At 40.4% G+C, this 26603-nt stretch carries 27 protein-coding genes and 1 tRNA gene; 17 read left to right on the top strand and 11 right to left on the bottom strand.

Features of this window, described 5'->3' with window-relative positions; all coding sequences use genetic code 11:
• Positions 1 to 498: 498 nt before the first annotated feature.
• Both Q7U33_RS00935 and Q7U33_RS00940 read left to right on the top strand, forming a co-directional pair.
• Complete coding sequence (locus Q7U33_RS00935) at positions 499 to 1743, top strand: adenylate/guanylate cyclase domain-containing protein (protein WP_304857641.1); 1245 nt, start codon at positions 499 to 501, stop codon at positions 1741 to 1743.
• A gap of 67 nt (positions 1744 to 1810) precedes the next feature.
• Positions 1811 to 1900, top strand: a tRNA-Ser gene (locus Q7U33_RS00940).
• Between the two features lie 401 nt (positions 1901 to 2301).
• Here the strand turns inward: Q7U33_RS00940 and Q7U33_RS00945 are convergent.
• Entirely contained in the window at positions 2302 to 2910 is a 609-nt protein-coding gene (locus Q7U33_RS00945; RefSeq protein WP_304857643.1) for a DUF4202 domain-containing protein, read from the bottom strand.
• A 503-nt stretch (positions 2911 to 3413) separates the two neighbouring features.
• On the opposite strand from Q7U33_RS00945, the gene modA reads away from it, so the two are divergent.
• From modA to cysK, 6 genes are all read left to right on the top strand, one after another.
• Positions 3414 to 4169: a molybdate ABC transporter substrate-binding protein gene (modA, locus tag Q7U33_RS00950; RefSeq protein WP_304857645.1), complete on the top strand. Its 756-nt coding sequence runs from the start codon at positions 3414 to 3416 to the stop codon at positions 4167 to 4169.
• Positions 4170 to 4173: 4 nt separating this feature from the next.
• Complete coding sequence (locus Q7U33_RS00955; RefSeq protein WP_304857647.1) at positions 4174 to 4434, top strand: hypothetical protein; 261 nt, start codon at positions 4174 to 4176, stop codon at positions 4432 to 4434.
• Between the two features lie 40 nt (positions 4435 to 4474).
• Positions 4475 to 5152, top strand: a complete 678-nt coding sequence (gene modB / locus Q7U33_RS00960) for a molybdate ABC transporter permease subunit (RefSeq protein WP_304857693.1) — start codon at positions 4475 to 4477, stop codon at positions 5150 to 5152.
• Between the two features lies 1 nt (position 5153).
• Complete coding sequence (gene modC / locus Q7U33_RS00965; protein ID WP_304857649.1) at positions 5154 to 6224, top strand: molybdenum ABC transporter ATP-binding protein; 1071 nt, start codon at positions 5154 to 5156, stop codon at positions 6222 to 6224.
• A 158-nt stretch (positions 6225 to 6382) separates the two neighbouring features.
• Positions 6383 to 6865: a hypothetical protein gene (locus Q7U33_RS00970; RefSeq protein WP_304857651.1), complete on the top strand. Its 483-nt coding sequence runs from the start codon at positions 6383 to 6385 to the stop codon at positions 6863 to 6865.
• 252 nt (positions 6866 to 7117) lie between these two features.
• Complete coding sequence (gene cysK, locus Q7U33_RS00975) at positions 7118 to 8095, top strand: cysteine synthase A (RefSeq protein ID WP_304857653.1); 978 nt, start codon at positions 7118 to 7120, stop codon at positions 8093 to 8095.
• A 21-nt stretch (positions 8096 to 8116) separates the two neighbouring features.
• Here cysK and Q7U33_RS00980 read toward each other — a convergent pair whose 3' ends face one another.
• Genes Q7U33_RS00980 through Q7U33_RS00995 form a run of 4 tightly spaced genes read right to left on the bottom strand, consistent with a single transcriptional unit; the run spans position 8117 to position 10288 of the window.
• Positions 8117 to 8569, bottom strand: coding sequence for a polymer-forming cytoskeletal protein (locus Q7U33_RS00980; protein WP_304857655.1), 453 nt, complete (start codon positions 8567 to 8569; stop codon positions 8117 to 8119).
• A complete protein-coding gene (locus Q7U33_RS00985) occupies positions 8559 to 9623 on the bottom strand; it encodes a M23 family metallopeptidase (RefSeq protein ID WP_304857657.1) in 1065 nt (354 codons plus the stop codon). Before Q7U33_RS00985 ends, Q7U33_RS00980 begins: the two co-directional genes overlap by 11 nt.
• Before the next feature lie 2 nt (positions 9624 to 9625).
• Entirely contained in the window at positions 9626 to 10018 is a 393-nt protein-coding gene (locus Q7U33_RS00990) for a polymer-forming cytoskeletal protein (RefSeq protein WP_304857659.1), read from the bottom strand.
• A 39-nt stretch (positions 10019 to 10057) separates the two neighbouring features.
• On the bottom strand, positions 10058 to 10288 hold the full coding sequence (locus Q7U33_RS00995) for a hypothetical protein (RefSeq protein WP_304857661.1): 231 nt from the start codon (positions 10286 to 10288) through the stop codon (positions 10058 to 10060).
• Between the two features lie 257 nt (positions 10289 to 10545).
• Between Q7U33_RS00995 and Q7U33_RS01000 the strand changes: the two genes are divergently transcribed.
• Together Q7U33_RS01000 and parC are read left to right on the top strand one after the other, a co-directional pair.
• Complete coding sequence (locus Q7U33_RS01000; RefSeq protein WP_304857663.1) at positions 10546 to 12531, top strand: DNA topoisomerase IV subunit B; 1986 nt, start codon at positions 10546 to 10548, stop codon at positions 12529 to 12531.
• The gene (parC, locus tag Q7U33_RS01005) at positions 12531 to 14816 is read left to right on the top strand and encodes a DNA topoisomerase IV subunit A (RefSeq protein ID WP_304857665.1); all 2286 of its coding nucleotides are present in this window, start codon (positions 12531 to 12533) and stop codon (positions 14814 to 14816) included. Before Q7U33_RS01000 ends, parC begins: the two co-directional genes overlap by 1 nt.
• A 476-nt stretch (positions 14817 to 15292) precedes the next feature.
• Here the strand turns inward: parC and Q7U33_RS01010 are convergent, their stop codons facing one another.
• The 3 genes from Q7U33_RS01010 to Q7U33_RS01020 are packed head-to-tail and all read right to left on the bottom strand — an operon-like array spanning position 15293 to position 16855.
• Positions 15293 to 15712 (bottom strand): YeeE/YedE family protein, encoded by a 420-nt coding sequence (locus Q7U33_RS01010; RefSeq protein WP_304857667.1) that lies wholly within the window; start codon positions 15710 to 15712, stop codon positions 15293 to 15295.
• A 17-nt stretch (positions 15713 to 15729) separates the two neighbouring features.
• On the bottom strand, positions 15730 to 16155 hold the full coding sequence (locus Q7U33_RS01015) for a YeeE/YedE family protein (RefSeq protein ID WP_304857669.1): 426 nt from the start codon (positions 16153 to 16155) through the stop codon (positions 15730 to 15732).
• Between the two features lie 4 nt (positions 16156 to 16159).
• Positions 16160 to 16855, bottom strand: coding sequence for an MBL fold metallo-hydrolase (locus Q7U33_RS01020; RefSeq protein WP_304857672.1), 696 nt, complete (start codon positions 16853 to 16855; stop codon positions 16160 to 16162).
• Between the two features lie 82 nt (positions 16856 to 16937).
• Between Q7U33_RS01020 and Q7U33_RS01025 the strand changes: the two genes are divergently transcribed.
• From Q7U33_RS01025 to Q7U33_RS01035, 3 genes are read left to right on the top strand one after another with little or no spacing between them, the layout of a single operon-like run.
• Entirely contained in the window at positions 16938 to 17258 is a 321-nt protein-coding gene (locus Q7U33_RS01025; RefSeq protein WP_304857673.1) for a metalloregulator ArsR/SmtB family transcription factor, read from the top strand.
• A gap of 3 nt (positions 17259 to 17261) precedes the next feature.
• Complete coding sequence (locus Q7U33_RS01030; protein ID WP_304857675.1) at positions 17262 to 17609, top strand: TIGR01244 family sulfur transferase; 348 nt, start codon at positions 17262 to 17264, stop codon at positions 17607 to 17609.
• Positions 17602 to 18414 carry a sulfite exporter TauE/SafE family protein gene (locus Q7U33_RS01035; protein WP_304857677.1) on the top strand — a complete coding sequence of 271 codons (813 nt, stop codon included), beginning with the start codon at positions 17602 to 17604 and terminating at the stop codon, positions 18412 to 18414. Before Q7U33_RS01030 ends, Q7U33_RS01035 begins: the two co-directional genes overlap by 8 nt.
• A gap of 78 nt (positions 18415 to 18492) precedes the next feature.
• Here Q7U33_RS01035 and Q7U33_RS01040 read toward each other — a convergent pair whose 3' ends face one another.
• The gene (locus tag Q7U33_RS01040; protein WP_304857679.1) at positions 18493 to 18870 is read right to left on the bottom strand and encodes a response regulator; all 378 of its coding nucleotides are present in this window, start codon (positions 18868 to 18870) and stop codon (positions 18493 to 18495) included.
• 322 nt (positions 18871 to 19192) lie between these two features.
• On the opposite strand from Q7U33_RS01040, the gene Q7U33_RS01045 reads away from it, so the two are divergent.
• Entirely contained in the window at positions 19193 to 19582 is a 390-nt protein-coding gene (locus tag Q7U33_RS01045; RefSeq protein WP_304857681.1) for a response regulator transcription factor, read from the top strand.
• A gap of 53 nt (positions 19583 to 19635) precedes the next feature.
• Positions 19636 to 20850 (top strand): EAL and HDOD domain-containing protein, encoded by a 1215-nt coding sequence (locus Q7U33_RS01050; RefSeq protein ID WP_304857683.1) that lies wholly within the window; start codon positions 19636 to 19638, stop codon positions 20848 to 20850.
• 41 nt (positions 20851 to 20891) lie between these two features.
• On the opposite strand, the gene Q7U33_RS01055 is transcribed toward Q7U33_RS01050, so the two are convergent.
• Complete coding sequence (locus Q7U33_RS01055; RefSeq protein WP_304857685.1) at positions 20892 to 21947, bottom strand: HAMP domain-containing sensor histidine kinase; 1056 nt, start codon at positions 21945 to 21947, stop codon at positions 20892 to 20894.
• A gap of 4 nt (positions 21948 to 21951) precedes the next feature.
• A complete protein-coding gene (locus Q7U33_RS01060) occupies positions 21952 to 22554 on the bottom strand; it encodes a response regulator (RefSeq protein ID WP_304857687.1) in 603 nt (200 codons plus the stop codon).
• A 412-nt stretch (positions 22555 to 22966) separates the two neighbouring features.
• Between Q7U33_RS01060 and Q7U33_RS01065 the strand changes: the two genes are divergently transcribed.
• Entirely contained in the window at positions 22967 to 23476 is a 510-nt protein-coding gene (locus tag Q7U33_RS01065) for a chemotaxis protein CheW (RefSeq protein WP_304857689.1), read from the top strand.
• 196 nt (positions 23477 to 23672) lie between these two features.
• Positions 23673 to 26603, top strand: a 2931-nt coding sequence (locus Q7U33_RS01070) for a PAS domain S-box protein (RefSeq protein ID WP_304857691.1), incomplete at its 3' end; no start/stop codon positions are given.

Below are 26603 nucleotides of genomic sequence, written 5' to 3' on the forward strand. Positions count from 1 at the left end.
GAGCAACCCACTTACCACCAATAAAATTATCATATTTAGCTTTGTAAGGTATTTTTACGCCAAGACCTTTTAATAAATCTAAACTCATGCCAACTCCTATAGTTTTTCTATCGTTAATATAGTGATTCCTGTTGTTAAGCCGCTAATATTTATCAATAAACTTTGTTGTTGTTATAAATGCTTAAAGTGCTTGTAAATAAAAGGGTTTCGTAAACACTGCCACCTCAAAACAATAACCCTAAGGCGCTTGCAAATCAAGCATTAGTCGATAGCATTTATAAAATTAATGAATTTATTGAGACAAGAATCTGTGATTCTATACTTGTAATTTTTGACTTCTAAATTTCGGTATTTTGCTTAACTTGTGTATGACGCACTATTTTATTTTTGGTTTCAAAGTAATTTAATACATTGATTAATTTAGAAATAGAAAAACAGAGATGCATAAGTTATAGTGTAACTATCGATTTTACAAAAATTGTATTTTAATGTTCAAATATGCACGCTGATCTAGCAAACTCATCAATATTTGCACGTGGCTTTTGGGATGGTTTATTTAATCCAACTTCTACAAGTTTAGGTAAGGCTATTTTATCTATATTAGTGGTTGCTGAAACGTTGGTTAGTTTCTTTTGGATATACACTTTATCTGGTCTTGGTGAGGGTTATGCCGTCATCGCGGCAGTTCCATATTTCTATCTGATTATCTCTTACTTTAGTTTATTCATTTTTTATCGTTCCAAGCGGTTTGAGTATTTCACTTTTACGCAACTGGTCATGTTGTTAGTGATGCCTTTCTTTATGCAATGGGTGATTGGTGGGTTTGAGGCCTCTAGTGGTGTTGCAATCTGGGCTATTTTGTCACCAGTCGGCGCATTAATGATTTTAGGTACGCGCCAGTCAACCCCATGGTTCTTGCTTTTTATAGGGTTGGCATTTCTCTCTTGGGAAATGAATAATTACTTTGCTATCAATGCAATGCCTATTCCAAGCGGTGTTAAAAATACTTTTTTCTTGATGAATATCACCGGAACAGCCGCGATTTTGTATGGTGTTTTACGCTTTTTTCAAGCGCAAAAAGAACGCATTATGCATTCTCTTGAAATTGAGCAGGCAAGGTCAGAGGCGCTCTTACTGAACATCCTGCCAGCACCCATCGCACAAAGACTGAAAGCGCATGATATGCGCATTGCTGACCATTATGAAAGTGTGACGGTGATGTTTGCTGATTTGATTAACTTTACGCAGATGTCAGACAAAATGTCACCTACGCAGTTAATCGATTTGCTTTCACAGATATTTTTACGGTTTGATCAACTGGCAGATAAATATCAAGTCGAAAAGATTAAAACAATAGGAGATTCTTATATGGTGGTGTCTGGTGCGCCTGTTATATGTCAAGATCATGCTCACCGTATGATGAGCATGGCACTGGAGATGCAAGCAGGACTTAAAGAACTGTCAGAAAAAATAGGGATAGATTTAGGGATGCGGATTGGTATTAATAGCGGACCTGTGGTTGCTGGCGTGATTGGTAGTAGTAAATTTAGCTATGACTTATGGGGTGATACCGTCAATATGGCGAGCCGTATGGAAGAAACGAGCTTGCCTAATAAAATTCAAGTTTCTAAAGAGACAAAAACCCTATTAACACATGATTATCAGTTTTCATTACGGACAGGCGTAGAAGTTAAAGGTAAAGGCCTTCTTGATACATTTATTTTGGAAGACCAAGCTAATTAATCTGGGAATAAAAACGTACGACCAAATAGGCTTTTACGTTAAATTGCACTATAATTCGCCCCCTAACGGAAGAGTGGATGAGCGGTTTAAGTCACCACCCTGGAAAGGTGGCATAGGGGTAACCTTATCGCGAGTTCGAATCTCGCCTCTTCCGCCAGTCTGACTATTTCCATAAAATCAATAAGTTAGGTAATTTTCGCCTTCGATTTTTACCACATATCACTTATCACATACATTTATCACACCAAAGCAGTGAAAATTAACGCTGTAAATGGCTATATTTGTTTAACGTAACGGGTGATTACCACCGACAATTTTGCATTGCCGACAAAATGAGCAGGTAGCAACAGGGAAAGTATTAGATGTAACAGTGTTTAGGCTCTAGCTTATTGAACAGGCACCAATTAAAACGAATAATAATTCGTGCTTAACCTGTCAAAACGCAAGAGTTTATTCACATTTTTTCTACTATAGGCATTAAGTGCGGCCAACCTGTTTTGCAGGGAAGTCTTACTAAAAGCTTAATGTGAACGGATTTCTGAATAATTCAGTGCAGAATTAATCAGCGGGTTGAATCGCCCTAAGTATCAGCGGTTTTAAAGCTTCTGGTAGTTGTATTTTTCCAGCCAAGGCAAATTCGTGTGCACGTGGCGACATTTTTTGCCATGTTTTCTTGATGATTTTTATCCATTTGTCTTCGTCATACTCTGGGTGGCTGGTAGCAAATGCAAGCATATAATATTGGATAAAAACCAATCCTACTACGTCTTCCGTCAACTGTGTCTCAGGGTTAACTTTTAAACCTTTTTTACCGATAATCGCTTGGACGTGTTCAATGGTGTCATCGTCATAGCCAACTGACTTCATTAACTTCCCAGCAGTTTCTGCGTGAAACTTATACAAGCCTGTGCGCCATTGCAAATAGCCTTGTCTATCCATAGGAAAGTCACTACGTGGACTCTTCCAGCGCTGGATATGCTGCGCATGCACCGCCAACTTTACCGCTTCAGATGCTTCTGGAGCATAGATTTCTTGCATCTCAGTCATGCGTTGTGCGTAGAGTAATTCTTTTGGGTACTCCTTGCCGTTTGATACTTCTATGTTAGGGTCTTCTGCGTTGGCTTTGTCAAAAGCGGCAATGGCTGATAGGTAGCTTTTTTGTGTCATAGGTATTCTTATTTATTCAATGATATTCAGTTATCTAGCTTTAATGGAGCATAGCGGAATCAATGTTTGGTTGTAAACCCTCGACTTAATTTAATAAGGCAGTCCATGGATCTGTTTACTGACTTACCAAGGTTTGATCTATAGGTTGGTCATCTTGAAAACTCTATACTCTACCAAAAGAAGAAATTTCAGAATCAAACAATATCAAAATTTTAGTCATACGAGGTTTAATACATAATTATCACCTTGTATTTTAATAATATGCAGTAATAAATTATGCAGTAAGAAATTGACTAATGGGGTACTGTGCTAGCATCTCGCTGAAATATTTCGGGAGCTTACCTAGCAAAAGGAATGTAAGGTAGTAGAAGTAGTAGACAGCGATTTGAAGAATAATCATGTAGCTCAGCATTGGCTGAATTACTGACCTATCTCAAGGGTGATGTAGTTAAAGCTGTTATCCGTTCATACGGTTATGCATTTAATTTAAAAGAAGAATTACCATGAAACTACTTAAAATGCTGTTATTTGTCTTTAATGTATTATTGAGTTTGTCAGCTCACGCAGAAAAAATTACGGTAGCTGCTGCTGCTGACCTTAAGTTTGCCATGGATGAAATAGTCACAGCTTTCAAAAAAACTAATACCAGTGATGAGGTGGAGGTTATTTATGGCTCGTCTGGCAAGTTCAATACGCAAATCCAGCAGGGTGCCCCTTATGATTTATATTTTTCTGCAGATATCGCTTTTCCACGAGCGCTTGCTAAGGCTGGTTTGGCTGCTTCCGAGGTTAAACCTTATGCTGTCGGCCGCATCGTATTATGGAGCGCAAACATGGATGCCTCTAAAATGACGCTGGAGAGTTTGCTAGATGGAAAAATTGCTCACATCGCTATTGCCAACCCTAAGCATGCGCCTTATGGCAAGCGTGCGGAGGAGGCTTTGCGATCGACCAATCTGTGGGACAAGGTTGAGACCAAGCTTGTGTATGGAGAAAATATTGCCCATACGGCACAGTTCATACAAACTGGCAATGCTCAGGTGGGCATCATTGCTTTGTCGCTTGCAGTTAACCCAGAACTGGCAAAAAAGGGGAGTTATTGGCTGATTCCAAAGAAGTTGCACCAACCGCTGGAACAGGGTTTTATGATCACCAAACGCGCTGAAAATAACGCACTTGCTAAACGTTTTGCCGATTACATGGGTAGTCAATCTGTGCGTACAGTGATGACGAAATACGGCTTTGTGTTGCCAGAGTAAACAGTTGTACACTGAACTTTTTACTCTATATCTGGCTGAAACTGGGGTGAGTGTTTGGATGCTTGTTCCAGCGGTGTTAAGTATGATCGTAGCCGCAGGACGAATCTATGCGGCTGATGGTGGCGCTTATATTTTTGTCGCAATTTTGTGGCTGTGGATGATTGAAGGCATCAGACCGACAACTTGGGATGTTACTGGCGCAATAGTGGCGTTGCAGGCAATGATGATGATTATATTTGCGCCAGAACAAGGGCAGAGCGTTTGATATAAAAGCGAATTCAAGTGATGAAAAGAAAATACAAATGATGTTAAGCGACGGCGACTTACAAGCGATATGGCTGACCTTACGGTTGGCTGGCATCGTTACTTTAATTTTGCTACTCATCGGCACGCCGATTGCATGGTGGCTGGCGCGTACTCGCGCATGGTGGAAAGCGCCAGTGGGTGCGGTCGTGGCATTGCCGTTAGTGTTACCGCCTTCGGTACTCGGTTTTTACTTGTTGCTGGCGATGGGTCCGAACGGACCCGTGGGGGCATTCACACAATCCCTAGGTTTTGGCACTTTGCCGTTCACGTTCTGGGGGCTGGTGGTGGCTTCGGTATTCTATTCGCTGCCGTTTATGGTGCAACCGCTACAAACAGCATTTGAAGCGGTCGGCGACCGTCCCTTGGAAGTAGCTGCCACCTTGCGCGCATCGCCCATCGATGCTTTTTTCACCGTTGCGGTACCGTTGGCGCTCCCTGGCTTTTTGTCTGCGTCCATCTTGACGTTTGCACATACCGTAGGCGAGTTCGGCGTAGTGCTGATGATTGGCGGCAACATCCCTGGGCAAACCCGCGTGGCGTCGGTGCAGATCTACGACCATGTAGAAGCATTGGAATATATGCACGCACATCAACTTGCTGCGGTCATGCTGGTGTTCTCCTTCGTGGTGCTGCTGGCGCTGTACGTGTGGCGGCATAGTCCGAAGAAAGGAGCGTGAAATGAGTAGTTTCAAGGCAAAATTCAATGTCGAATGGCCTGGGTTCACGCTTGATGTTGATCTTAATCTACCCGAGCGTGGAGTGACTGCGCTGTTTGGTCACTCTGGTTCTGGCAAGACTACGTTGTTACGTTGCATTGCTGGGTTGGAGCGTGCAAAACAAGGTTATCTTTCGTTCAAAGGGGAGGTGTGGCAGGACGAAACCACTTGGCTACCTACGCATCAACGCCCCTTAGGTTATGTGTTCCAGGACGCCAGCTTGTTTTCGCATTTGTCCGTACTTGGCAACCTGCACTATGGCCTGAAGCGTACATCGGGTATTCGCAACCCCGCTCTTGATCAAGCAGTAGAATTATTGGGTATCGGTCATCTACTGGACAGAAAACCAGACCACCTATCTGGTGGCGAGCGACAACGCGTCGGCATTGCACGTGCACTGGCAGTTGCCCCACGCATTTTGCTCATGGATGAGCCGCTGGCGGCACTTGATCTCAAACGCAAGCAGGAAGTTTTACCTTATCTCGAACGGCTACATGACGAACTTGATATCCCAGTGCTTTACGTCAGCCATTCTCCTGATGAAGTTGCTCGGCTGGCTGATCACATTGTCGTGATGGATGGAGGTAAAGTTGTTACCCATGGACCTCTGGTTGAGACCATGGCACGTCTTGATCTACCCATCCGATTAGGCCAAGATGCAGGCGTGGTGCTGGATGCCGTTGTGGCAGAGCGTGACGAGACATGGCATCTTGCACGTATAGAGTTCGCAGGCGGTAGCCTGTGGACGCGCGATCATCACTTGGCTGTAGGTCACAGAGTCCGTGTGCGCATTCACGCAAGTGATGTGAGCCTTGCCACGCAACCACAAGAACACAGCAGCATTCTTAATCTTCTCTCTGGAGTCGTGGACGCTGTCTCTGATGATGAGCATCTAGGCTTAGCGCTGGTAAGGGTTCGGGTTGGGGAATCTAATTTGATTGCCAGACTAACTAAGCGATCTGTGACAACGTTGGCAATTGTTCCTGGGCTGCCTATCTGGGTGCAGGTGAAGTCTGTGGCGTTGATGGAGTAAGTGTGATGCTTTTACAGTGTTGGTGAACGTCTACAAACATTACGCATGGAGCTGTTGAACGAATTCGTTATTTGCAACAAGGTTGATAAGTAGTTTCAGTAGTGGTGTATTTTGGTTAATATGGTTTGATATGTAGTATTGTGAATAAAAGCAGAGCAATGACTGAGATTGAAAGATTAAAAGCGGGCGCAATCAACGGGTGCTATCAAGCACTTTCATTTAAGCAGCCGTTTGCATGGTTGATTACGAACGGTTATTTGATGGTGGATGATCGTACATGGGGGACTACGTATCGTGGTCCTATATTAATTCATGCAAGCAAAGGTTTGTATGATGTTTACTATGATTATCTAAAAGCGAATACTGATATTCCATTACCTGCTAAAGAAAACTTGGAGTTCGGCGGTATTGTTGGCGTCGCAGATTTGATACTCTGTAGTAGGCCAGATGAGCTGCCTGATACGGTAAGCCGTTTATACCGTGCTCAGTTTAAAGGTGTTGACAGCAGGCACTACGGGTTTTTATTCGAACAGCCTAGGTCATTACCATTGATGCCATGTGCTGGAAAGCTAGGGGTTTTTGAGATAGATATCGAGGCACTATTAAATGCGCCACCTGCCGCGCAGGCTGAGTTGTTTTAGCTATAGGTTTTTCTTTAGTTAAGTGTAGATTTCAATGCTTAATGATGTAATTGGAGAATAGTAAAATGCATCATGCTTATTGAATGTATCAAAACTATGTTGTGGTTTTTTATCAATTCTTTTATTCTTTTTAGTTGTAATTAAATACCTATCAGTTATTTTTAGGTGCAAAACAAAATTGATAGACTATCTTAATTATAAATAGCAACTAGATATTGATTGATAGGCTAGTTAATCGGAAAAGGAACTCTCATGGCAAATTGGTTTGAAGACAATGCTCAATCTATTGGCAATACGCCGCTGGTTAAATTAAATAGAGTGACAGATGGTGCGGCTGCAACAGTGCTTGCCAAGATAGAAGGGCGTAACCCCGCCTACTCTGTTAAGTGTCGTATCGGCGCTGCGATGATATGGGATGCAGAACAACGAGGGCTGTTAGGCCCAGGCAAAGAGATTATTGAGCCCACAAGTGGAAACACTGGCATTGCCTTAGCCTTTGTGGCTGCGGCGAGAGGGATTCCGTTAACACTTACAATGCCTGAAACTATGAGCATAGAGCGACGTAAGCTACTAGTGGCTTATGGTGCAAAACTTATACTGACTGAGGGTGCAAAAGGCATGAGTGGTGCCATTGCCAAAGCTGAGGAAATTGCAGCGTCTGACCCTAACCGCTATGTGTTACTGCAACAATTTAAAAACTCAGCAAATCCAGCGATTCATGAAAAAACCACAGGGCCAGAAATCTGGGATGCCACTGATGGAAAAATCGACATTTTAGTGTCTGGCGTAGGCACGGGTGGCACTATTACTGGCATCTCTCGCTATATTAAAAATACACAAGGGAAAGCCATCATTTCAGTGGCAGTAGAACCTGCATCTAGCCCAGTGCTTAGTCAGAAGCGAGCAGGTGAAGAGCTTAAACCAGCACCACACAAAATACAGGGTATAGGTGCTGGCTTTGTTCCAGAAATATTAGATATGTCATTGGTGGATGACATTGCTCAGGTGACGAATGAAGAGGCTGTGCTTTATGCCCAGCGATTGGCAAAGGAAGAGGGTATTCTCGCGGGTATTTCTTGTGGTGCAGCAGTTGCAGCGGCTGTCCGCTATGCAAAACGAACAGAAAACTTAGCTAAGACCATTGTTGTGATATTACCTGACTCTGGTGAGCGTTATTTGAGTTCTGTACTATTTGAAGGCCTATTTGATGTTCATGGGGTGCCTTTGTGAAGAGTAATTAGTCAGAAGTGGTTATGTAGTGAAGCTTTCTTTTTTACATATTAATTTTCCTGAGATGTGTGCTCCCATTTGCATTTTTAAGGTCGTGTAGTATATATTGCCATCTACATGTGCTCCTGCATTTAAGCTCAAGTCATTACAATTAACATCACCTTTTAAATCGCCAAAAACAATCACTGTCGTTGCGTCAAGTGCACCATTGAAGTGACCACTTTTGCCAATAGTGATTTTGTTAGCTTTTATTTTCCCCGTAAATTTTCCGTCTAAATGCAGTGTTTCATTAAATACTAGAGAGCCCTCGAAAGTTGCCTCTTCACTAATAATAGTCGGTTTTTGCGCACTATTTAGCTTATGGGTTAAAAAGGTTGTTGAGGTTTTGTATTGGTTTGAGTCGTCCTCAATAGTTTCCAAAGAGCTAGTTTGCTCTTGATCATCTTGCTTATGAGTTTTGAATTTATTGAACATTTTTTGCCATGGCCGTTATGATTAATGGATTAACTTTGATATTATTAATAGAAACTTCGTAGTGTAGATGCCGCCCTGTGGATGCACCAGTATTTCCAATTCTTCCTAATACTTCACCTTGATTAATATTTTGTTTAGGTTTTACTGATATTGAATCTAGATGAGCATATAGTGTTCTTACATTGTTTTCATGCAGAAGCACGACCATGTTGCCATAACCTGAGTTCGAAAGCCGCACGCTCTCTACGACCCCTGCTAGCGCTGACTTTGCAAAAACATCGTTAGATGGCTGAAAGTCTGCGCCCTCATGTATCGTTAATTTGTTTGTAATAGGGTGTACCCTTAGCCCAAACTGGGAAGAAATTAATGCATTTTTAACTGGTAAACTTTTGGGAAGAGAGTGGTAAATTTTTTTCATTGCTTCGTATTCTGATAGGTTAAGTTTATAGGCTTCCAGTGCATCGCTTGATTTGTCATCTAGCGTGTATTCTTTTGAAATTCCGCCTATGGCATATCTGTTCGATTGACTGGATAACTTAACTCTTTTAATGTTATTTGGTTGAATGCCAGATGCGATTAGGCCTTGTTCTAACATTTTTTTTGCTTGATTAAGCTGGCTTGAGGAAAACTCTACTATGGTTTGCATATTGTTTGAGCGCTCACGATAAAGATGTGCAATATCAATTAGTTGATTTTGAGTTAACTCTTTTTTGTAATTAGATAATGGGTCTTCTGCGAGTACGTTCAGCGCAGTCAAAGCTTCTTGCCTTTTTTTATCTGATTGTAATTTTGATATTTCTAATTTTTTATACTGCCATGCTGAAATGCTATTGTGAAGAATTAATCCTACAAATGTTGTGGCTAAGATACATACTGCACTGATAAACATCTTTGCCATTAACCTTTGTTGATTAGCGGTAATGAAATAGCAATGTAGAATGTTTGATTGTTCGAATATAATCCGTAAGTCTTGATAGTTATAATGCCAATATTTTGATAGTAAAATAATTGGTGAAATAGCTAGATATTTAATTTTTGTTAAAAAATTTAACATGATTATTCTTTATGGTCAGTCTCTTCTGAGTCACTTATTTGTATTTTTGTGATAACTGTCGAGTCATTATTTAAGCTTAATTTCTCAATTTCGCCATCAATAACACCTCCATGTTCAATTTCTAGAGATTGATATTTTATTGTTCCTGATACCTCTCCAGTTGATCTTATGGATAATGTTTGTTCGACTCTGATGGAGTTCGCTAGCTTTCCCTTGATATCTGCAATTGTAACGGTGACGTTTCCTGACACATTCCCCGATTCGCCAATATGTATTTCGTTAGCTACAATTTCCCCACTGACATGACCATAAACATATATGGTTCCTGGTAAGGTAATGTTCCCGTTTAAACTTACACCTTCACCTATTAAAAGGCAGCCTTTTTTATCTTCCATGATATTTCCATTGGTTTATATTTGTGGATTAAATTGTCGCTATTTACTTGTTGGGTTATGTATACGTCTGGCATTTGTTGCTAAGCGGACTAGCATTGTTTTTCCTGTCAATGTTTCTACATAAGCATTGTTAGCTTCGAGAGTGACAGATTTAATATTCGCCACATAAAAATGTTTTTTGCTGTTAATTAGCTTGTCTAACACCTGAAACCTAGATAGTTTAATATCAACATTTAATAGTTCCCAACGATGCGTATTAGTTGCTGACATGTATTGTTGCCCTGATTAAATATTTATTAAATATAGTTTAAATTTCCATATTTATCATTTTAGTATCAAATATTACGATATGTCAATTAATTGCTTGGTCGACTTGGACTGATTAAGGAGTGATTGTGAAATTTATAGTTGTGACCTGATGGCTTCTATAATGCAAAATATTACTTAGCTTGCTAAATGTAAATTTAGTTTTATAAAATAAGCTTAGATAAATTACACTTGAAATATCAATGTTAAAGGTTAGATCGATGGCAGAAAAAGAATACGACGCAGATTCGGTAAAGGTATTAAGAGGATTAGAGCCCGTGCGTGCCAGACCTGGTATGTATACCCGAACTGACTCACCTACACATATTGTTCAAGAAGTGATCGATAACGCGGCTGATGAGGCATTAGGAGGCCATGCTACCAGTATTAATGTCACCATTTTCAAAGATGGTGCGGTTGAGGTGTCTGATAATGGTCGTGGCATTCCTGTCGAGATTCCTAAGGGTGAAACGCAGCCAGCGGTTGAGCTGGTATTTGTGCAGCTGCATGCAGGCGGTAAGTTTGATAAAGAGGATGAAAATAGCTCGTATCGTTTTTCTGGTGGATTACATGGCGTAGGTGTTTCTGTCACCAATGCATTGTCTACACGATTAGAGGTGAAAGTTAAGCGTGATGGCAAGGTTCATGGCCTTATTTTTGAAAATGGCAATTGTATTGAGCCCTTAACAGAGGTCGGGAAGTGTCTTAAGCGCGACACAGGCACAACGGTAAAGTGCTGGCCAGACCCTAAATACTTTGACTCGCCTAAAGTTTCCATTCAGCAGCTTGAACACCTGATTAAATCAAAAGCCGTATTGTTGCGTGGTGTTAGCGTGACACTTTCTATTGAAAGTGCGGATGGTTTTGAAGAGCGCTCATGGACTTATGTGGATGGCTTACCGCAATATTTGGATGAGCTGATTGGTGAACGCGAAGTAGTGGATGATGAAGTGTCTATCCCAATTATCTCAGGTGAGTTCTATCATCATGACAATACAGATGGCATCTCGAAAGGTGAGGGTGCGATATGGGCATTATCTTTCGGTGCTGGTGGCGGTCGTGGTGAGTCTTATGTGAACCTGATTCCTACGCTCTCTGGCGGCACGCACGAGGCTGGTATGCGTAACGGGGTGTTTGAAGCGGTTAAGTCGTTCATGGAGCATCACAGTATGATGCAGCGTGGCGTAAAGGTCTCATCGGAAGACGTTTGGAATAACGTTTATTATGTATTGGCAGCTAAAGTGTTAGATCCTCAATTTCAGGGGCAGACTAAAGAAAAGCTGACGAATCGAGACGCCATGAAAATGGTGGCTTCTGCGATTAAGCCGATGATGGAAAATTGGCTGACACAGAATGTAGATCATGCCAAACGTATTTCTGACTTAGTGAATCGTACAGCTGCTGCCCGTAATAAATCCACACAGAAAATTGAGAAGCGTAAAACCACAGGTATTAACCTGATGCCAGCAAAGCTCACTGACTGTGAGGCGGCTGGCACGATGGAAGCGGAGTTGTTTTTGGTAGAGGGTGACTCAGCTGGCGGCAGTGCAAAGATGGGAAGAAGCAATGAGTTTCAATCTTTATTACCATTGCGGGGCAAAGTATTAAATACATGGGAAGTGGATGCTGGGCGCATCTTTGCTAACTCTGAGGTGCATGACATTTTTGTCGCGCTTGGTATTGAGCCACATACGCTAAAAGACAACCCTGACTTCTCTGGTTTACGTTACGGTAAATTGTGTATTTTGTCTGATGCGGATGTAGATGGTTCGCACATTCAGGTGTTGCTACTCACCATGCTGCTAAGACATGCACCTAAGTTGATTGAGCGTGGGCATGTGTATATCTCGCAACCCCCTTTGTATCGTATTGACGTGCCAGCCCAAGGCAAGAATAAACCTTTACGTAAGATTTACGTGTCTGATGATGTTGAAAAAATGTCGATGATAGAAAAGCTTAAACGTGAAGGTATAGCTGAAGAAAGGCTTAGCATCCAACGTTTTAAAGGCTTAGGTGAAATGAACCCTGAGCAACTGTGGGAAACCACGCTTTGCCCTGATACACGACGCTTGATACAGGTCCGTTTACCAGAAGGCGAGGTGAGCGGCGCATTGAAGATGTTTGATATGTTGATGGCAAAGAATGAGTCAGCCGCAAGAAAAGAATGGATGGAACGTCGTGGTAATGATGTGGAGGCGGATGTTTAATGGATACAGGTATGCTAGAAAATAATAACGAAGAAAATGCAGTACCCATTGGTGAGTATGCAGAGGAGGCTTATTTAGCTTATGCCGTCTCTGTAGTAAAAGGCCGTGCATTACCTTCTGTAGAAGACGGCCAGAAACCAGTACAGCGCCGTATTTTATATGCGATGAAGGAAATGGGCTTGGTGGCTGGGGTCAAGCCCGTGAAGTCTGCTCGTGTAGTTGGTAACGTATTGGGTATGTACCATCCACATGGTGATAGTTCTGCTTATGAAGCCGCTGTTCGTTTGGCGCAAGACTTTACCTTACGCTACCCACTGATTGACGGACAGGGTAATTTTGGCTCACGTGATGGTGATGGCGCTGCCGCGATGCGATATACCGAAATGCGACTATCGCCAATTGCAGATTTACTGCTGTCTGAAATTGATCGAGGCACGGTAGATTTTCAGAATAACTACGACGGTGCTTTTCAAGAGCCAGTGCTGTTGCCAGCGCGTTTGCCGATGATGCTATTGAATGGCGCATCGGGCATTGCTGTGGGCATGGCAACTGAAATGGTGCCACATAATATGCGTGAGATTGCAAACGCTGTGTTGCATATTATGGAGAATCCGAACTGTACCACTGCGGACTTCATGCAGCATGTGCCTGGCCCTGACTTCCCTGGTGGTGGCCAGTTAATTACGCAAACGGCAGATATTCTATCTACTTATGAAACAGGGCGTGGCTCATTAAGATTACGTGCGCGGTGGATAGTAGAGCCAATGGCACGTGGTCAGTGGCGTATTATTATTCATGAGCTTCCACACGGCGTTTCTGTGGAAACGATACAGGATGAGATACTCGCTATCTCAAACCCGAAGCCGAAAAAAGATAAAAAGACGATAGATCAAGACCAATTACTGGTGAAGCAATCTGCATTGAGTATGATTGATACGGTAAAAAGTGAAGGTAAAAAAGATGTTCGCCTGATTATTGAGCCCAAGACCAGTAAGGTGTCTAGTGACGAACTAATGGCTTTTCTGTTGCTGCATACCAGCATGGAAGTGTCATGCCCAGTTAATATGGTGATGATTGGTACCGATGGGCGCCCTGCACAAAAAGGCATGATTGCTATTCTTAAAGAGTGGATTGCATTCCGTCTTAACGTGGTGCGCAGGCGCTGCCAGTTTGACCTAGACAAGATTAATAAGCGCATCCATATTTTAGAAGGGCGCATGATCGCCTTTCTGCATATTGATGAAGTGATTAAGGTCATTCGTAATTCAGATGAGCCCAAAGCAGATTTGATTGCAGCATTTCAGTTAAGTGAGATACAAGCGGAAGATATCTTGGAAATTCGCTTGCGCCAGTTAGCTAGACTGGAAGGCTTTAAGATTGAAAAAGAGTTGAAAGATTTACGCGAAGAAGCGGATGGTTTACAAACGATTTTAGGTAGTGATACCAAGTTGCGCAGATTGACCGCAAAAGAAATTAAGCAAGATGCAGAAAAATATGGTGATGATAGACGTACATTGATTGAGCCAGTTGAACGTGCGCAGGGTGGTCAGAAAGCTTTTGTTGTTGATGAGCCAGTGACTATTTTAATCTCTAAAAATGGTTGGATTCGAGCAAGGCAAGGGCATGGTGTCGAGCGTGATTCAATTACTTGGAAAGCTGGAGATGGCGAGTTTGCAGTGATAGAAACGCGCACAGTTCTGCCAATTGTGTTGTTGGATACGAATGGTCGATGTTACGCATTTGATGCATCTACAGTACCAGGTGGCAAAGGGGATGGCATACCCATTAGCTCAATTATCGAGGTGCAGAATGGCGCTAAATTAGTCCATGCGCTTTCAGGTAAAGATGATGATAGATACTTATTCGCTACGTCTAATAGCTACGGGTTTATTGCGCCTTTAAAAGGCTTGGTGGCAAGACCAAAAGCGGGTAAAGCCTTCATGAAGCCAGAAGATAAGGCGACTATACTGCAACCGATTAAACTGGATGAGCGCACACATATTGCGGTGACCTCAACAGAGAATAAGTTGTTAGTTTTCCCTATTAGTGAAGTGAATGAGTATCCAAATGGTGGTAAGGGTGTGCGCATCATGGATATTCCAGACAAGGTGTCTTTGTCTCGTATCGAGCTGAGTGATGGGCAAGCAGCCACGATAGTCGTGAAAAATAAAACGAAAGTAATAGAAGGTGAAGTGTTGGCGAAGTATTTATCGAAGCGCGCTAGAAAGGGCTTTTCCGTGCTGGACACTAAACCTGTTGTCAGGAAACAGGCTGGGCTATTTTAAGTTTATAGTTAATCTCACAAATAACGTCATACCAGCGTAGGCTGGTATCCAGTCAAGGTGATGGTCACGAATGGTAGTTTATTGTATAAAAAGCTAGTATTCACGCAGTCTGGATTCCCGCCTACGCACCACAGGCACTCCGATTCACTAAGTGCTAAGCCAGCATTTGGCTTGCCCATGGAATATGTGCTGTAAACTGCACTATTTCACACTTTTCTTGCCACTTTAGTGGCATATAAAATTGGGGAAGCCAATGACTGGCTCATATGTCAAAGCACATGTGAAGTCGTATGCGGGAATGACGACGGTGAGCGTTGACGCTTCAACCTACAAATACTGCCATTATTTAGCGGACTAGCTATAATCGGAAGCTTTGTTGAGTAGGTATGTAGTAATTATCAGTTGATGCTTAATCGCTTATCAAGCAACAACTGACAGGCTGGTTCTATTGCGTAATTATTTGAAAAAGCACACCATTATTTTAGTTTTTCGTATAAATTGTCATGGATCAACATACCCAATAACATGGCAATGACAAAAATAAGGGCTTCTTTATATCCAGCACCTAAAGCAACGATTGCTGGCCCAGGGCAGAACCCTGCAAGCGCCCACCCTGCGCCAAATAAGAAACTGCCGATAATCAGTTCTTTATTAATATGCGACTTTCCTGGTAAGTGAATAGGTTCATTGAATAGCGTTGTGTTTGTTTTTTCAGCTCTTCTAAAGCCAAAAAATCCAACCAATATAGCGCCTACCATTACAAAGGCAAGGCTAGGGTCCCAATTGCCTGTAATGTCTAAAAAACCAATCACTTTAGATGGGTTAGTCATCCCTGACAAAATAAGGCCTATGCCAAAAATGATGCCTGCAATCAATGTATTCATATTTTTCATCATTTAGATTATTTCCATTTTTAAATTACATGAATCAATACATAGGTCACTACAAACCCTGAAAGCATGAAACTGATGGTTGCTAGTAGCGAGCGCAAAGATAATCTACTTAAGCCACATATGCCATGCCCACTTGTACAGCCCGAGCCCATTCTGGTACCAAAGCCTACTAATAACCCTGCGATAAGCAGTGTAGAGTAAGAGGCTGAAATCTCTGATACAGGTAAAGGGGTAAATAGGGCATAGAGAGCACTTGAGATAAGTAAGCCTGCAATAAACAGTACTCTCCATAAATAGTGTTCTTTTGGCGTGTTCTTAAATTGCATTAAACCTGCAACAATACCACTGATGCCTGCAACTTTCCCGCTTGATAGAATCAGGATGGATGCAGACAATCCAATCAGTAAACCGCCAATTAGCGATTGTATGGGGGTGAAATTTTCCATCGCTTTATCCTTGCTGTGGCTCAGGTACGCCGCATTGACGGTTTGCTGGCACTGCAATATCAATCATTTTAGGTTTAGGTAAATTTAAGTTTTTCATAATCTCAATAAACGCTTCTCTCGATTGATTGGCTAAACGTGGATTAATGAGTTTTTCTTGGGCGATACAACTAACGCGCCTACCATTGTAATCATGACCTGGGTAGACTAATGTTTCATCTGCCAAAGTAAAAAGTCTACTGGTGATACAGTCGTAAAGTTTACCAGCATCTCCACCTTGAAAGTCGGTTCTGCCGCAGCCATTAATCATCAAGCTATCGCCAGTAAATAGGCGATCTTTCCATAAAAAACTCATGCTACCAGCAGTGTGGCCTGGTGTCGCAATGACTTTTATTTGTTCATCACCAAAAGTAATCACATCATTATCTTTTAGCTGAATATCTGCAGTTTCTGCACCGCAGTCTATGCTAACGGCTGTTTTTGCCATTGTGATCGATTTTAGTTTTCCGCCACCTGTAATATGGTCGGCATGCACATGTGTTTCTAATGAGTAAACTAAGGTCAATTGATGCTTATTGATCAGTTGAAGGTACTCATCAATATTATCGGTAACAGGGTCGATTAAAACGGCCTGTTTACTATCCCAGTCGGCAATTAGGTAAGTAAGTGTTGATGAGGTCTCATCATAAAATTGCTTAAACATGATATTCCTTTCAAAAGGTGTTGTTACATTGTAACTTAATATTATATAATTAAATATAATATTTTTAAATAGAGTTTGTGTCATGCAAATACAAGAAGTAAATTTTGAAAAGCTGAGAGCGTCAGCAGAAATAGCCACAAGCTTATTAAAAGTGATGGCGAATAGTGACCGACTAATGTTGTTATGTCAGTTGTCGCAAGGTGAAAAGTCAGTGAGTGAGCTAGAGGAGATTCTAGAAATAAAGCAACCCACATTATCACAACAATTAACCGTGCTAAGAAATGCTAAGTTGGTTAGTACACGCCGAGAAGGTAAGTGTATTTATTACATGATATCTAGCACATCAGCATTAGCAATTATGAACGTACTATACCAAGAAATTTGTATGAAATCAGGAGATTAGAAAATGACTTTAAACATCAATCAATTAAATAATGATTTTAGTTATACCAGCCAAATTGAAGTAGATGATATTTCAGAAATTGCCAGTTTGGGTTTTAAAACAATTATTAACAACCGCCCTGATTTTGAGGGCAGTGCTGAGCAACCAAAAAGTGAAGCTTTAGAAGCGATTGCACTTAGCCATGGAATTAGTTATGTGCATATTCCTGTGATTCCCAATAACATTGAACCTCAACAGCTAGAAAAGTTTAGAGAAGCTTATGCAAAAGCGCCAAAGCCAATATTAGGATTTTGTAAAACAGGGAATCGTGCATCAACGATGTGCAAGTTAGCATTAGAAAATCATGATTGATCCTAATCTAATCGCAATCTTATTAGGTGTATTGATTGGCTTTCTGATGTCCATCACTGGCGCGGGTGGTGCAATACTGTCACTACCATTGTTGATGTATTTTTTAAATTTGGGCATTAAAGATGCTGCACCGATAGCATTGTTAGCAGTTTCCGTAGCAGCAGGGACAGCTGCGATGATTGGATTAAAGCAAGGTGTTGTTAGATATAAGGCAGCTGCACTTCTGGCCTTAATGGGCATTATCATGGCACCAATAGGTGTTTTTCTTGCACAGAAAATACCTTCTCTTTGGCTACAAATTTTATTTACTTTAGTACTATTTTATGTAGGGTGGCAAGCTTTAGTCGCCGCTAAAAGTCCGCGTTATTTACAAGATAATTTGTTTCCAACTAGTCCAACACCCTGTGAATTGAATCCTGCAACATCTAGGTTGTTTTGGACCGCATCTTGTACTAAACGATTATTATTGACTGGGTCTGTTGCTGGTTTTATTTCTGGTTTATTAGGTGTTGGTGGTGGTTTTGTCGCAATGCCCAGCCTATTAAAAATTAGTAACCTAGAGCATAGAATGGTAGTGGCGACCTCATTAACAATGACCGCATTAGTTTCATTAGTAGGTGTTATTTCTTATGCAAGTTACACCGGCATTAATCTACATATTGCGATTCCGTTTGTGTTAGCTGCACTGATTGGTAGTTTAGTAGGAAAATTAATCTCACATAAAATTTCAGCTTACCTGTCTAAGCTTACCTTCGGTCTCATCAGCTTATCTATCGCGTTGATGATGGTGTTTAGCTTATTCTAATTTAGCAATCATAATCCTTTTGAGTTTTATCAAAAGGATTATTTGTAGAGGTATTCAGCATTGTTTTAATACTATTGGTTAACTCAGTAGTTTCTTGCTTCTAATCCCAGTGAGTACTGTGGTAAGGTTATTTGGGCAAAATGGTTTAGGCAGACAATAATTCGCAACACTTTCAATGTGTTTTGATGTTTCATCTTGCTGATATTGCGTAGTGAGCAAAATAATATGGCTATGATGAAGCTGAGGAATAGACTTTAGCTTTTTGCAAGTTGCTAGCTCACTTTCATTATCACTCGTTAAGTTTACGATGATGATTTCAGGATGTTCAGTTTCTGCTACTTTGATTGCTTGTTTTTCGTTCATTGCTTGGGTGATTTTATATTCATCGTACCCAAATGTGAGCAATAGGCTGTTATGTAAATCATAGCCTTCATCAACAATTAACATTCTCTCCATTTTTCACCCCATCTATTTAATATTAGTTATGAACGCACTTTTTAAATTGCATTAGTGCACGACTTAATTGTTACATTAAATATCAAATTTATCAAATTTATCAAATAAAGTGTAATATTATTACAATTGCGTTTTATATTAAATGGTTGTATATGGGAGATATGATGACTTTACTGAAGTAAGGGTTATATATAACCAGTTTTTTATAGAAAAAATGCTTTGTTGCTTATGAATGGCTTGATAAGCCAAAAAATGTGATGTTAATGATGATTGTAATTAAGCGTTATTTAATAAATATGATATCAATTAGGGCTCAATAAGAATGGCTTGTAAGTTATTAATTGTGGATGACAATCCAGAGGTGTGCAACTTGCTGAAACTTACGCTTGCGGGTGACGCTTATGAGCTTAAAGAAGTATCTAATGGTGTGGATGCTTTAGATGCAATTAAAGCGTGGCGCCCCAATATTGTTTTACTGGATATTATGATGCCTGGTGAAATGAATGGATTTCAGGTTTGTAAGGCAGTGAAAAACGATCCACATCTTAAAAATACATACATCGCATTATTAACAGGTAAAGGGCAGGCTAAGGATATTCATCAAGGGGCTGATATGGGTGCTGATACCTATCTAATCAAGCCATTTAGTCCTATCGTGTTAAAAACATTGTTGGCACGTCTAACACAAGATCCAAATTTCAAATTGTTTTAATCATGATGTAAATGAATCGCATGTGAATGTTAAATTTAAGCTAGGAGTTGGCAATGCAAGATGTATTGGTTTCCTATCAGCCCATCACTGATGAACACAGCAACATGGTGGGGATAGCATTAGTGATTGATGAAACTCAAATGGGAGTGAACAATCATTCGCAAAATGTTATGTCAGCACTAAGTCCACTTTTAGGTGCTGAATCTAACGATTTGATGACTAACTATAAGATTTTTATAAAAGTTAATCAGCTATTTCTGATGAACGAGGTCAATGCTACATTGCCTATGGATAGGATTGTATTTGAGCTTGATGAGTGTGAGTTTATATTACCAGCGTTATTGAATCGATTATCAGAGCTATACAGTTCTGGGTATTGCTTAGCAACAGGCGCTCAGGCTACATCTGATCAGCTAGCAACGCTAATCCCTTATATGGCTTATGTAAAAGTTAATATTAATGATGACGATAGCTATCGATTAATACAAGCGTTGCGTTCTCCATCTCTCAATATTTTAGCTACAGATGTAAATGATGATAAAGATAAAAGTCGTGCTGATTTATTAAGTATCAAATTTCTTCAAGGCCGGTACTATCAGGGGATGAAAGTAAACTTAAATAAAGAGTTGCCTTTGAGCGTGCATACAATCTTAGAGGTGATTGCAGAGTTAAATTCAGATGGCTGTGATGCTAGGTTAGAAGGGTTCTTTAGAGAAAATCCTGCGTTAAGTTTACAAATGCTTAAAATGGTAAATTCAGCTGCAATTGGTGCTGGAAAAGAAATAAGTTCGATTAGGCATGCCATTATGATTTTGGGGCGAGGACAAATCATGCGCTGGTTGCAAGTGATGCTCTATGTCATTGATAGTCATGTAAAAATGCCGACAATGTTGCTTTACACAGTTATATGGCGTGCAAAATTTATGGAGCTAATGAGTACGCAATGTAATCATCACGGTTCAATCGTGCATCATGATGCTGTTTTTATTACTGGCATTTTATCTTTGGCTGACATGTTACTTAATGACACGATGGAAAGCATTGTGAACAAAATGAGCCTAGCCAAAACAATACAAGACGCACTGCTGAATAGGGCTGGATTGGCTGGGGGGCTGTTAGCATTGGCTGAAGCACTCGAGGCGGCTGAATTTGAGCGTGTAGCCAACTATTCGGAAAAATTGCATACGAGTAAAGGTGTAATCATGGCTTGCCAAAATGAGGCGTTAATTTGGACGCATCAAGTGTTATCACATATGGACTATAGCTAGTCTTACTTAATTGATCGTTGGTTTAATTCGGAGAGTCTCTGTCACTCCAGAGACGCTAAATCAATGTAGACGGGCAACCATATTGTCACTGTAGTCCCTTGGTTAACTACGCTGACAATATCGATAGCACCTTGATGATATTCAATAATTTCCTTTACGATAGACATGCCTAAGCCAGTGCCTGCTATGTGTCTAAATCGATCTGATCGCCAAAATCGCTCAAATAAATGACTGATATCTTCAGTTGACATGCCAAAACCATCATCATGAATACTAATACCAATCATGCTGTCAGACATGACTTTATCTAAAGCGATATCGATAGAAACTACGCTATCTTCAGGCGAATATTTACAAGCATTACTCATTACGTTCGTAATTGCTTGTTTTATTTTGTCTTTATCTATTAATACATTGGGTATTTGTGATGGTAATGTTAGTCTGATTCTTTCCTTGCCAACTCTGCCGCACCATTCTTTTTCAATGGTGAGCAGTATTTTACCGACAGATTCCTCTGATATCGCAAAATCCTTACCTTTGCGAGATTCTATTCTTGCAATGTCTAATAGCTCATTTGTCAGGTGGTTGAGATCTTTTGCCTGCTGATGAATTGTTTCAATAATATCAAGCGAAGCCGTACGATCAAACTCGTTATTGATTAGCAGTTCAGAGAATCCAAAAATGATTGCAATAGGGTTGCGCAGTTCGTGCGTTGCTGAATACAGAAACTCACTTTTCATTCGATCAACTTCAGACTCTGCAGTAATGTCTTGAAAATAAAGTATCTGTTTCGTGTTACTTTGTTTTGGTAACTGACAGCTTAATCTCACCACGTTGAGTGAGTTGTTAGCTCTAAGCGTCAACACACCACCAATATATGTTTTCATATTGCCGTCTACTGAATAATACTTCAGTAAAGTTTTCCACATGACATGGTTAGGTGTATTGAGGATAGACTCTATCTCAATGCCAGTAATTTTAGTAAATGCGGTATTCGCATAATCTACAATGCTGGCAGAGTTAACCGTCACAATACCGAAAGGACAAGCATCAATAATTTGAGTAACGTCCGCGGGGATTTTTTTATCAGTATTCAAGCGACTAAGCTTCTAATTTTCTATCAATTAAACCTTGCATTAACTCACGCATTTCCCAAAATGGCACTGGGCTTTTGCCATATAGCCTAACACCTCTTGGTAAGCCACCTTTTTCCTCAATCTCTTGGGGTTGCATACCTGTCACAACAACAATTGCCATCTTAGAAAACGCATCTACATCACGTAAAGATTTTAACATTGCAAAACCATCCATTTCAGGCATTTTTAAGTCTGTAATGAGTAGATCTGGCATGTGTTGGGTGACGTAAATAATACCTTCGCATCCGTTTGATACAAACTTGATGTCAATTGGTAGCTGCCAAGATGCAATAGTCATTTGATAAAGCTTTTGCATCGCTAAGCTATCTTCAACAACCACAACATTTAAGTGTGTTGTCACTATAAGTTCAGCAGGCGCAACGTTTGAGTTGAATTTGTTAAATGAAGCACGGGTGATTCTACGGTGGCCACCTGGTGTTTTCCAACCCTCTAATGCACCTTGCTCTACCCATAGCTGTACCGACCTTACCGTAACACCTAGTGCTTTTGCTACGTCGGTCGTTGTCATTAAATCGAGTGTTTTAAGCGCTGATTTTTTTATAGACATATTTCTACTTTGAGAAGTTAATTAAGTGTTCATTTGGATTAAAGCTAGCTATAGCTAGTTTCATTTAGTCATGTATTTTCAATACCACGATTTACTGGGTTTTAGTTGGTACTTATGGGGTGCCGTTAATTTATAAGTCTATAGTTCAATTATTAAGCGAAATTCTAATACATATTTGATATTTAGTGTGTTAATTATCATCACATTTATCACGTATTTCCCAGCTTTAGTCACAGTAATTAAATAATTTTCTTCAATAAAGGAGTAAATATATTTTATAAAATTAATTATCCACTTGTAGACAATGCTTAATTTATTAAGTATCATTTTAATATCATATTTAATATCATATTTAATATTTTTGTATTATAAATTTTGTAACTTACTGTCTAAATGGATATGGATTATATAAATGGCTGATTTGGACACCACATCATCAGTAATATTGTCAGACGCGTTACCTTCAGAAGCGGGTGAGTATCTAAGCTTTCTATTAGGTCGTGAAGAATACGGTATTGAAATTTTAAAAGTACAGGAAATACGTGGCTATGACGCCGTCACACAAATTCCGAACACTCCCAGTTTTATTAAAGGTGTTGTTAATCTTCGCGGGAAAATTGTACCAATAGTAGATTTACGCATTAAGTTTAATTTAGAAAATATTGAATATAACGAATTCACGGTAGTGATCGTTCTAAATTTTAGCGGACGTATCATGGGGATAGTGGTCGATGGCGTTTCAGATGTCATCGCATTAAATCAAGCTCAAATCGAGCCCATGCCTTCATTAGTGACTGGTATTGATACGCAATACATTATCGGTTTGGCAACATATGAAGAAAGAATGTTAATTCTTGTAGCCATTGAGCAGTTAATGAATAGCCAAGAAATGGCTTTGTTTGATGATGGTGTTATTCAGTAGTTTTAAAAATTAAGTGCAATTACCTTACTTAATAGTCACTGACTGCCTTATTTTAATAATGTTAAATAGCTAACTTTGTCTTAAGAAATACTTGAGCCTAATCTAAAAGGGTTAATTGAAATTGAGGTTGGCTAAAGTGCTATCGGGATAATGTTTTTTTAAGTAAATAACTTTCAAGTGAATTAAAGAGGTCGTAATGAAAATCAATATGCCAGTGACGAATAATGAGGTGTTGTTTGGTGATGACGAGTTTATGCTCACCAAGACTGACCTTAAAGGCGTCATTACTTATGCAAACCAAGATTTTATTAAGACTTCTGGCTTTACAGAAGCTGAGTTAATTGGGACTAGTCACAACATAGTACGTCATCCAGATATGCCAGTTGAAGCATTTGAAGATCTTTGGCGTAATTTAAAATTGGGCAGACCTTGGGGTGGTTTAGTTAAAAATAGAACTAAACAAGGCGACTTTTACTGGGTAAGGGCTGACGTTGCGCCAATTTTTGAAGGTGGTCAAATGGTGGGCTACCTATCTGCACGGAGAAAACCAACACGACAGCAAATAGCTAATGCAGATGCCGCTTATCGACTATTTAAAGAAGGAAAAGCGCAGCATCTTGTTATTCATGAAGGTCAAGTTGTACCTAACACCTTATTAAATAAGCTTAAATACAAATTATTAGATTTTAGTGTAGCTCAACGTCTTATTGCAATCGTCAGTATTGTGGCAGTGATTTTAATGGCGCAGGCTTGGATGGCACTAAGTGAGATGGATCAAGCTAATCAGAGTATGGTGGCTACTTACAATGATCGTATGCAGCCAATTGTAGATTTGGGGCGAATTTCCAACATGATGTTAGAGAATAGAACTTCTCTACGTTTCGCATTAAGTGAGGTGGCTTATAAGGATCATGATGGTGTGTCTTCAATGGAGATGGATTCGGAGATTTCTTCCCAAGCCGCTGATTCTATAGAGCATAATATTGGTGAAATTACTCAGCTATGGAAAAAATACACGGAAACAAATATTACTGGTGAAGAACAATTACTGGCAGATAAATTTGCAGAAGCACGGGGAACATTCGTAAAGGAAGGATTGCTCCCAGCAGTGGCATCATTGCGTGACAATGATTACGAAAAGTCAATGTTATATTCAATTAAGGCTAAAGCGTTATATGACGCAGCTAGTCCTAGTTTGACTGCATTAATCAAATATCAAAATGATGCATTAAAAGCTGAAAACGATGCATCAGTGGCGACTTATCAATTAGCACGTAATTTAACGATTGTTGGTTTGTTTGTTGTGATTGGATTTTTAGCTTGCTTTGCATATTTTATTTTACGTTCGATCACAAAGCCACTGTCTATCATCACCAAAGTACTAGACAATTTTAAATCGAATAAGCTGGATGCAGATTTTAATGTGACTGGCAATAATGAGTTAAGTAGTTTGTTGGCTGCGTTGAAAATCTCACAAACGATGCTTAGCGTCAATGTAAACGAAGCGAAAGAACTGGCTGATAAAGTCAAAGAGCAGTCCGCCCTGTATGAAGGGCAATTATCTGCCATCAGCAATTCAACTGGTGTCATTGAGTTTGATCTATCCGGCAAGGTGATTGCCGTTAACGATATTTATCTTAATATTTTAGGGTGTATGCGTAATGAAGTGTTAGGTGAGGACCACAGTGCCTACGTGGAATTTTCTGAGCGTAACACTGATGCTTATAAGCAAATGTGGGCAAAGCTTGTCGCTGGAGAAGCAGTCACTGGAGAGTTTAAACGTATTGGCAAAGGTGGCAAAGAGCTCTGGTTGCAAGCGTCATATAATCCAATCTTATCTGCTTCAGGCAAGCCTTATAAAGTGGTGCAATATGCGACAGATGTGACTGAGCAAAAAATCAAGAATGCTGATTTTGAAGGACAGATTTCCGCGATTAATCGCTCACAAGGTGTGATAGAAATTGCACTGGACGGTAATATCCTAAAAGCGAATCAAGTATATTTAAAGATGCTTGGCTATACTGAACAAGAGCTGATTGGCCGTCATGTAAGCATGGTGTTGGATCCTGTGTATGCAAAAAGCACAGCTTACAGTGCCTTATGGGCTAGCCTTGCCGCTGGCAATAGCGATGCAGGCCAATATAAGCGTATTGCGAAAGATGGTAGAGAGGTTTGGATTCAAGCATCTTATAACCCAATTTACGATGTCAATGGCAAGCTAGCTAAAATTGCTAATTACACCATTGATATCACTGAGCAAAAGTTGCAAGCGGCGGATAATGCAGGACAGATAGCCGCTATCGATAAACTACAAGGGGTAATTGAGTTTGATTTGACAGGAAAAATTATCGCGGTTAATGATAATTTTGGTCGCGTAACAGGCTATAGCGAAAAAGAAATCGTGGGTAACAACCATCGCATGTTTATCGATGTAACTCACCAGAATAGTGCCGAATATAAAGATTTTTGGGATGATTTAGCCAAGGGTGAAGCTAAATTTGGTCTATATAAACGTATTGCTAAAGGTGGAAAAGAAATATGGTTACAAGCAAGTTATAACCCTATTTTTGATATGAATGGCAAGCCGTTCAAAGTGGTGAAATATGCAACTGATATTACCGCCCAACATAATAATGCCTTAACCTTACAAGCAGCTGTAGCTGAAACGCAAAGCGTCATTGAACAAGCGAAAAATGGCGATTTAAGTAACCGAGTGCCACTAGAAGGCAAAAGCGGCGATATTGCCAGCTTGTGCGAAGGCGTGAATGCGTTGATGGATCAGATGGGTGAAGTCATTATTCAAGTCAGAGAATCTAGTGAGGCGATTAACACGGCAGCAGGAGAAATCTCCTCAGGCAACACAGACCTCTCAAGTCGCACAGAACAGCAAGCCTCAAGCTTGGAAGAAACCGCAGCCAGCATGGAGCAACTAGCTTCAACGGTTAATCAAAATGCTGAAATTGCCAAACAAGCCAATCAATTAGCCAGCGCAGGTTCAGGTGTCGCCGTCAAAGGCGGAGAAGTCGTCGGTCAAGTCGTCAACACCATGAACTCCATTAAACAAAGCGCACACAAGATAGAAGACATTATCTCTGTGATTGACGGCATTGCTTTCCAAACCAACATT

The sequence above is a fragment of the Methylotenera sp. genome (assembly GCF_030653755.1).
GTDB lineage: Bacteria > Pseudomonadota > Gammaproteobacteria > Burkholderiales > Methylophilaceae > Methylotenera.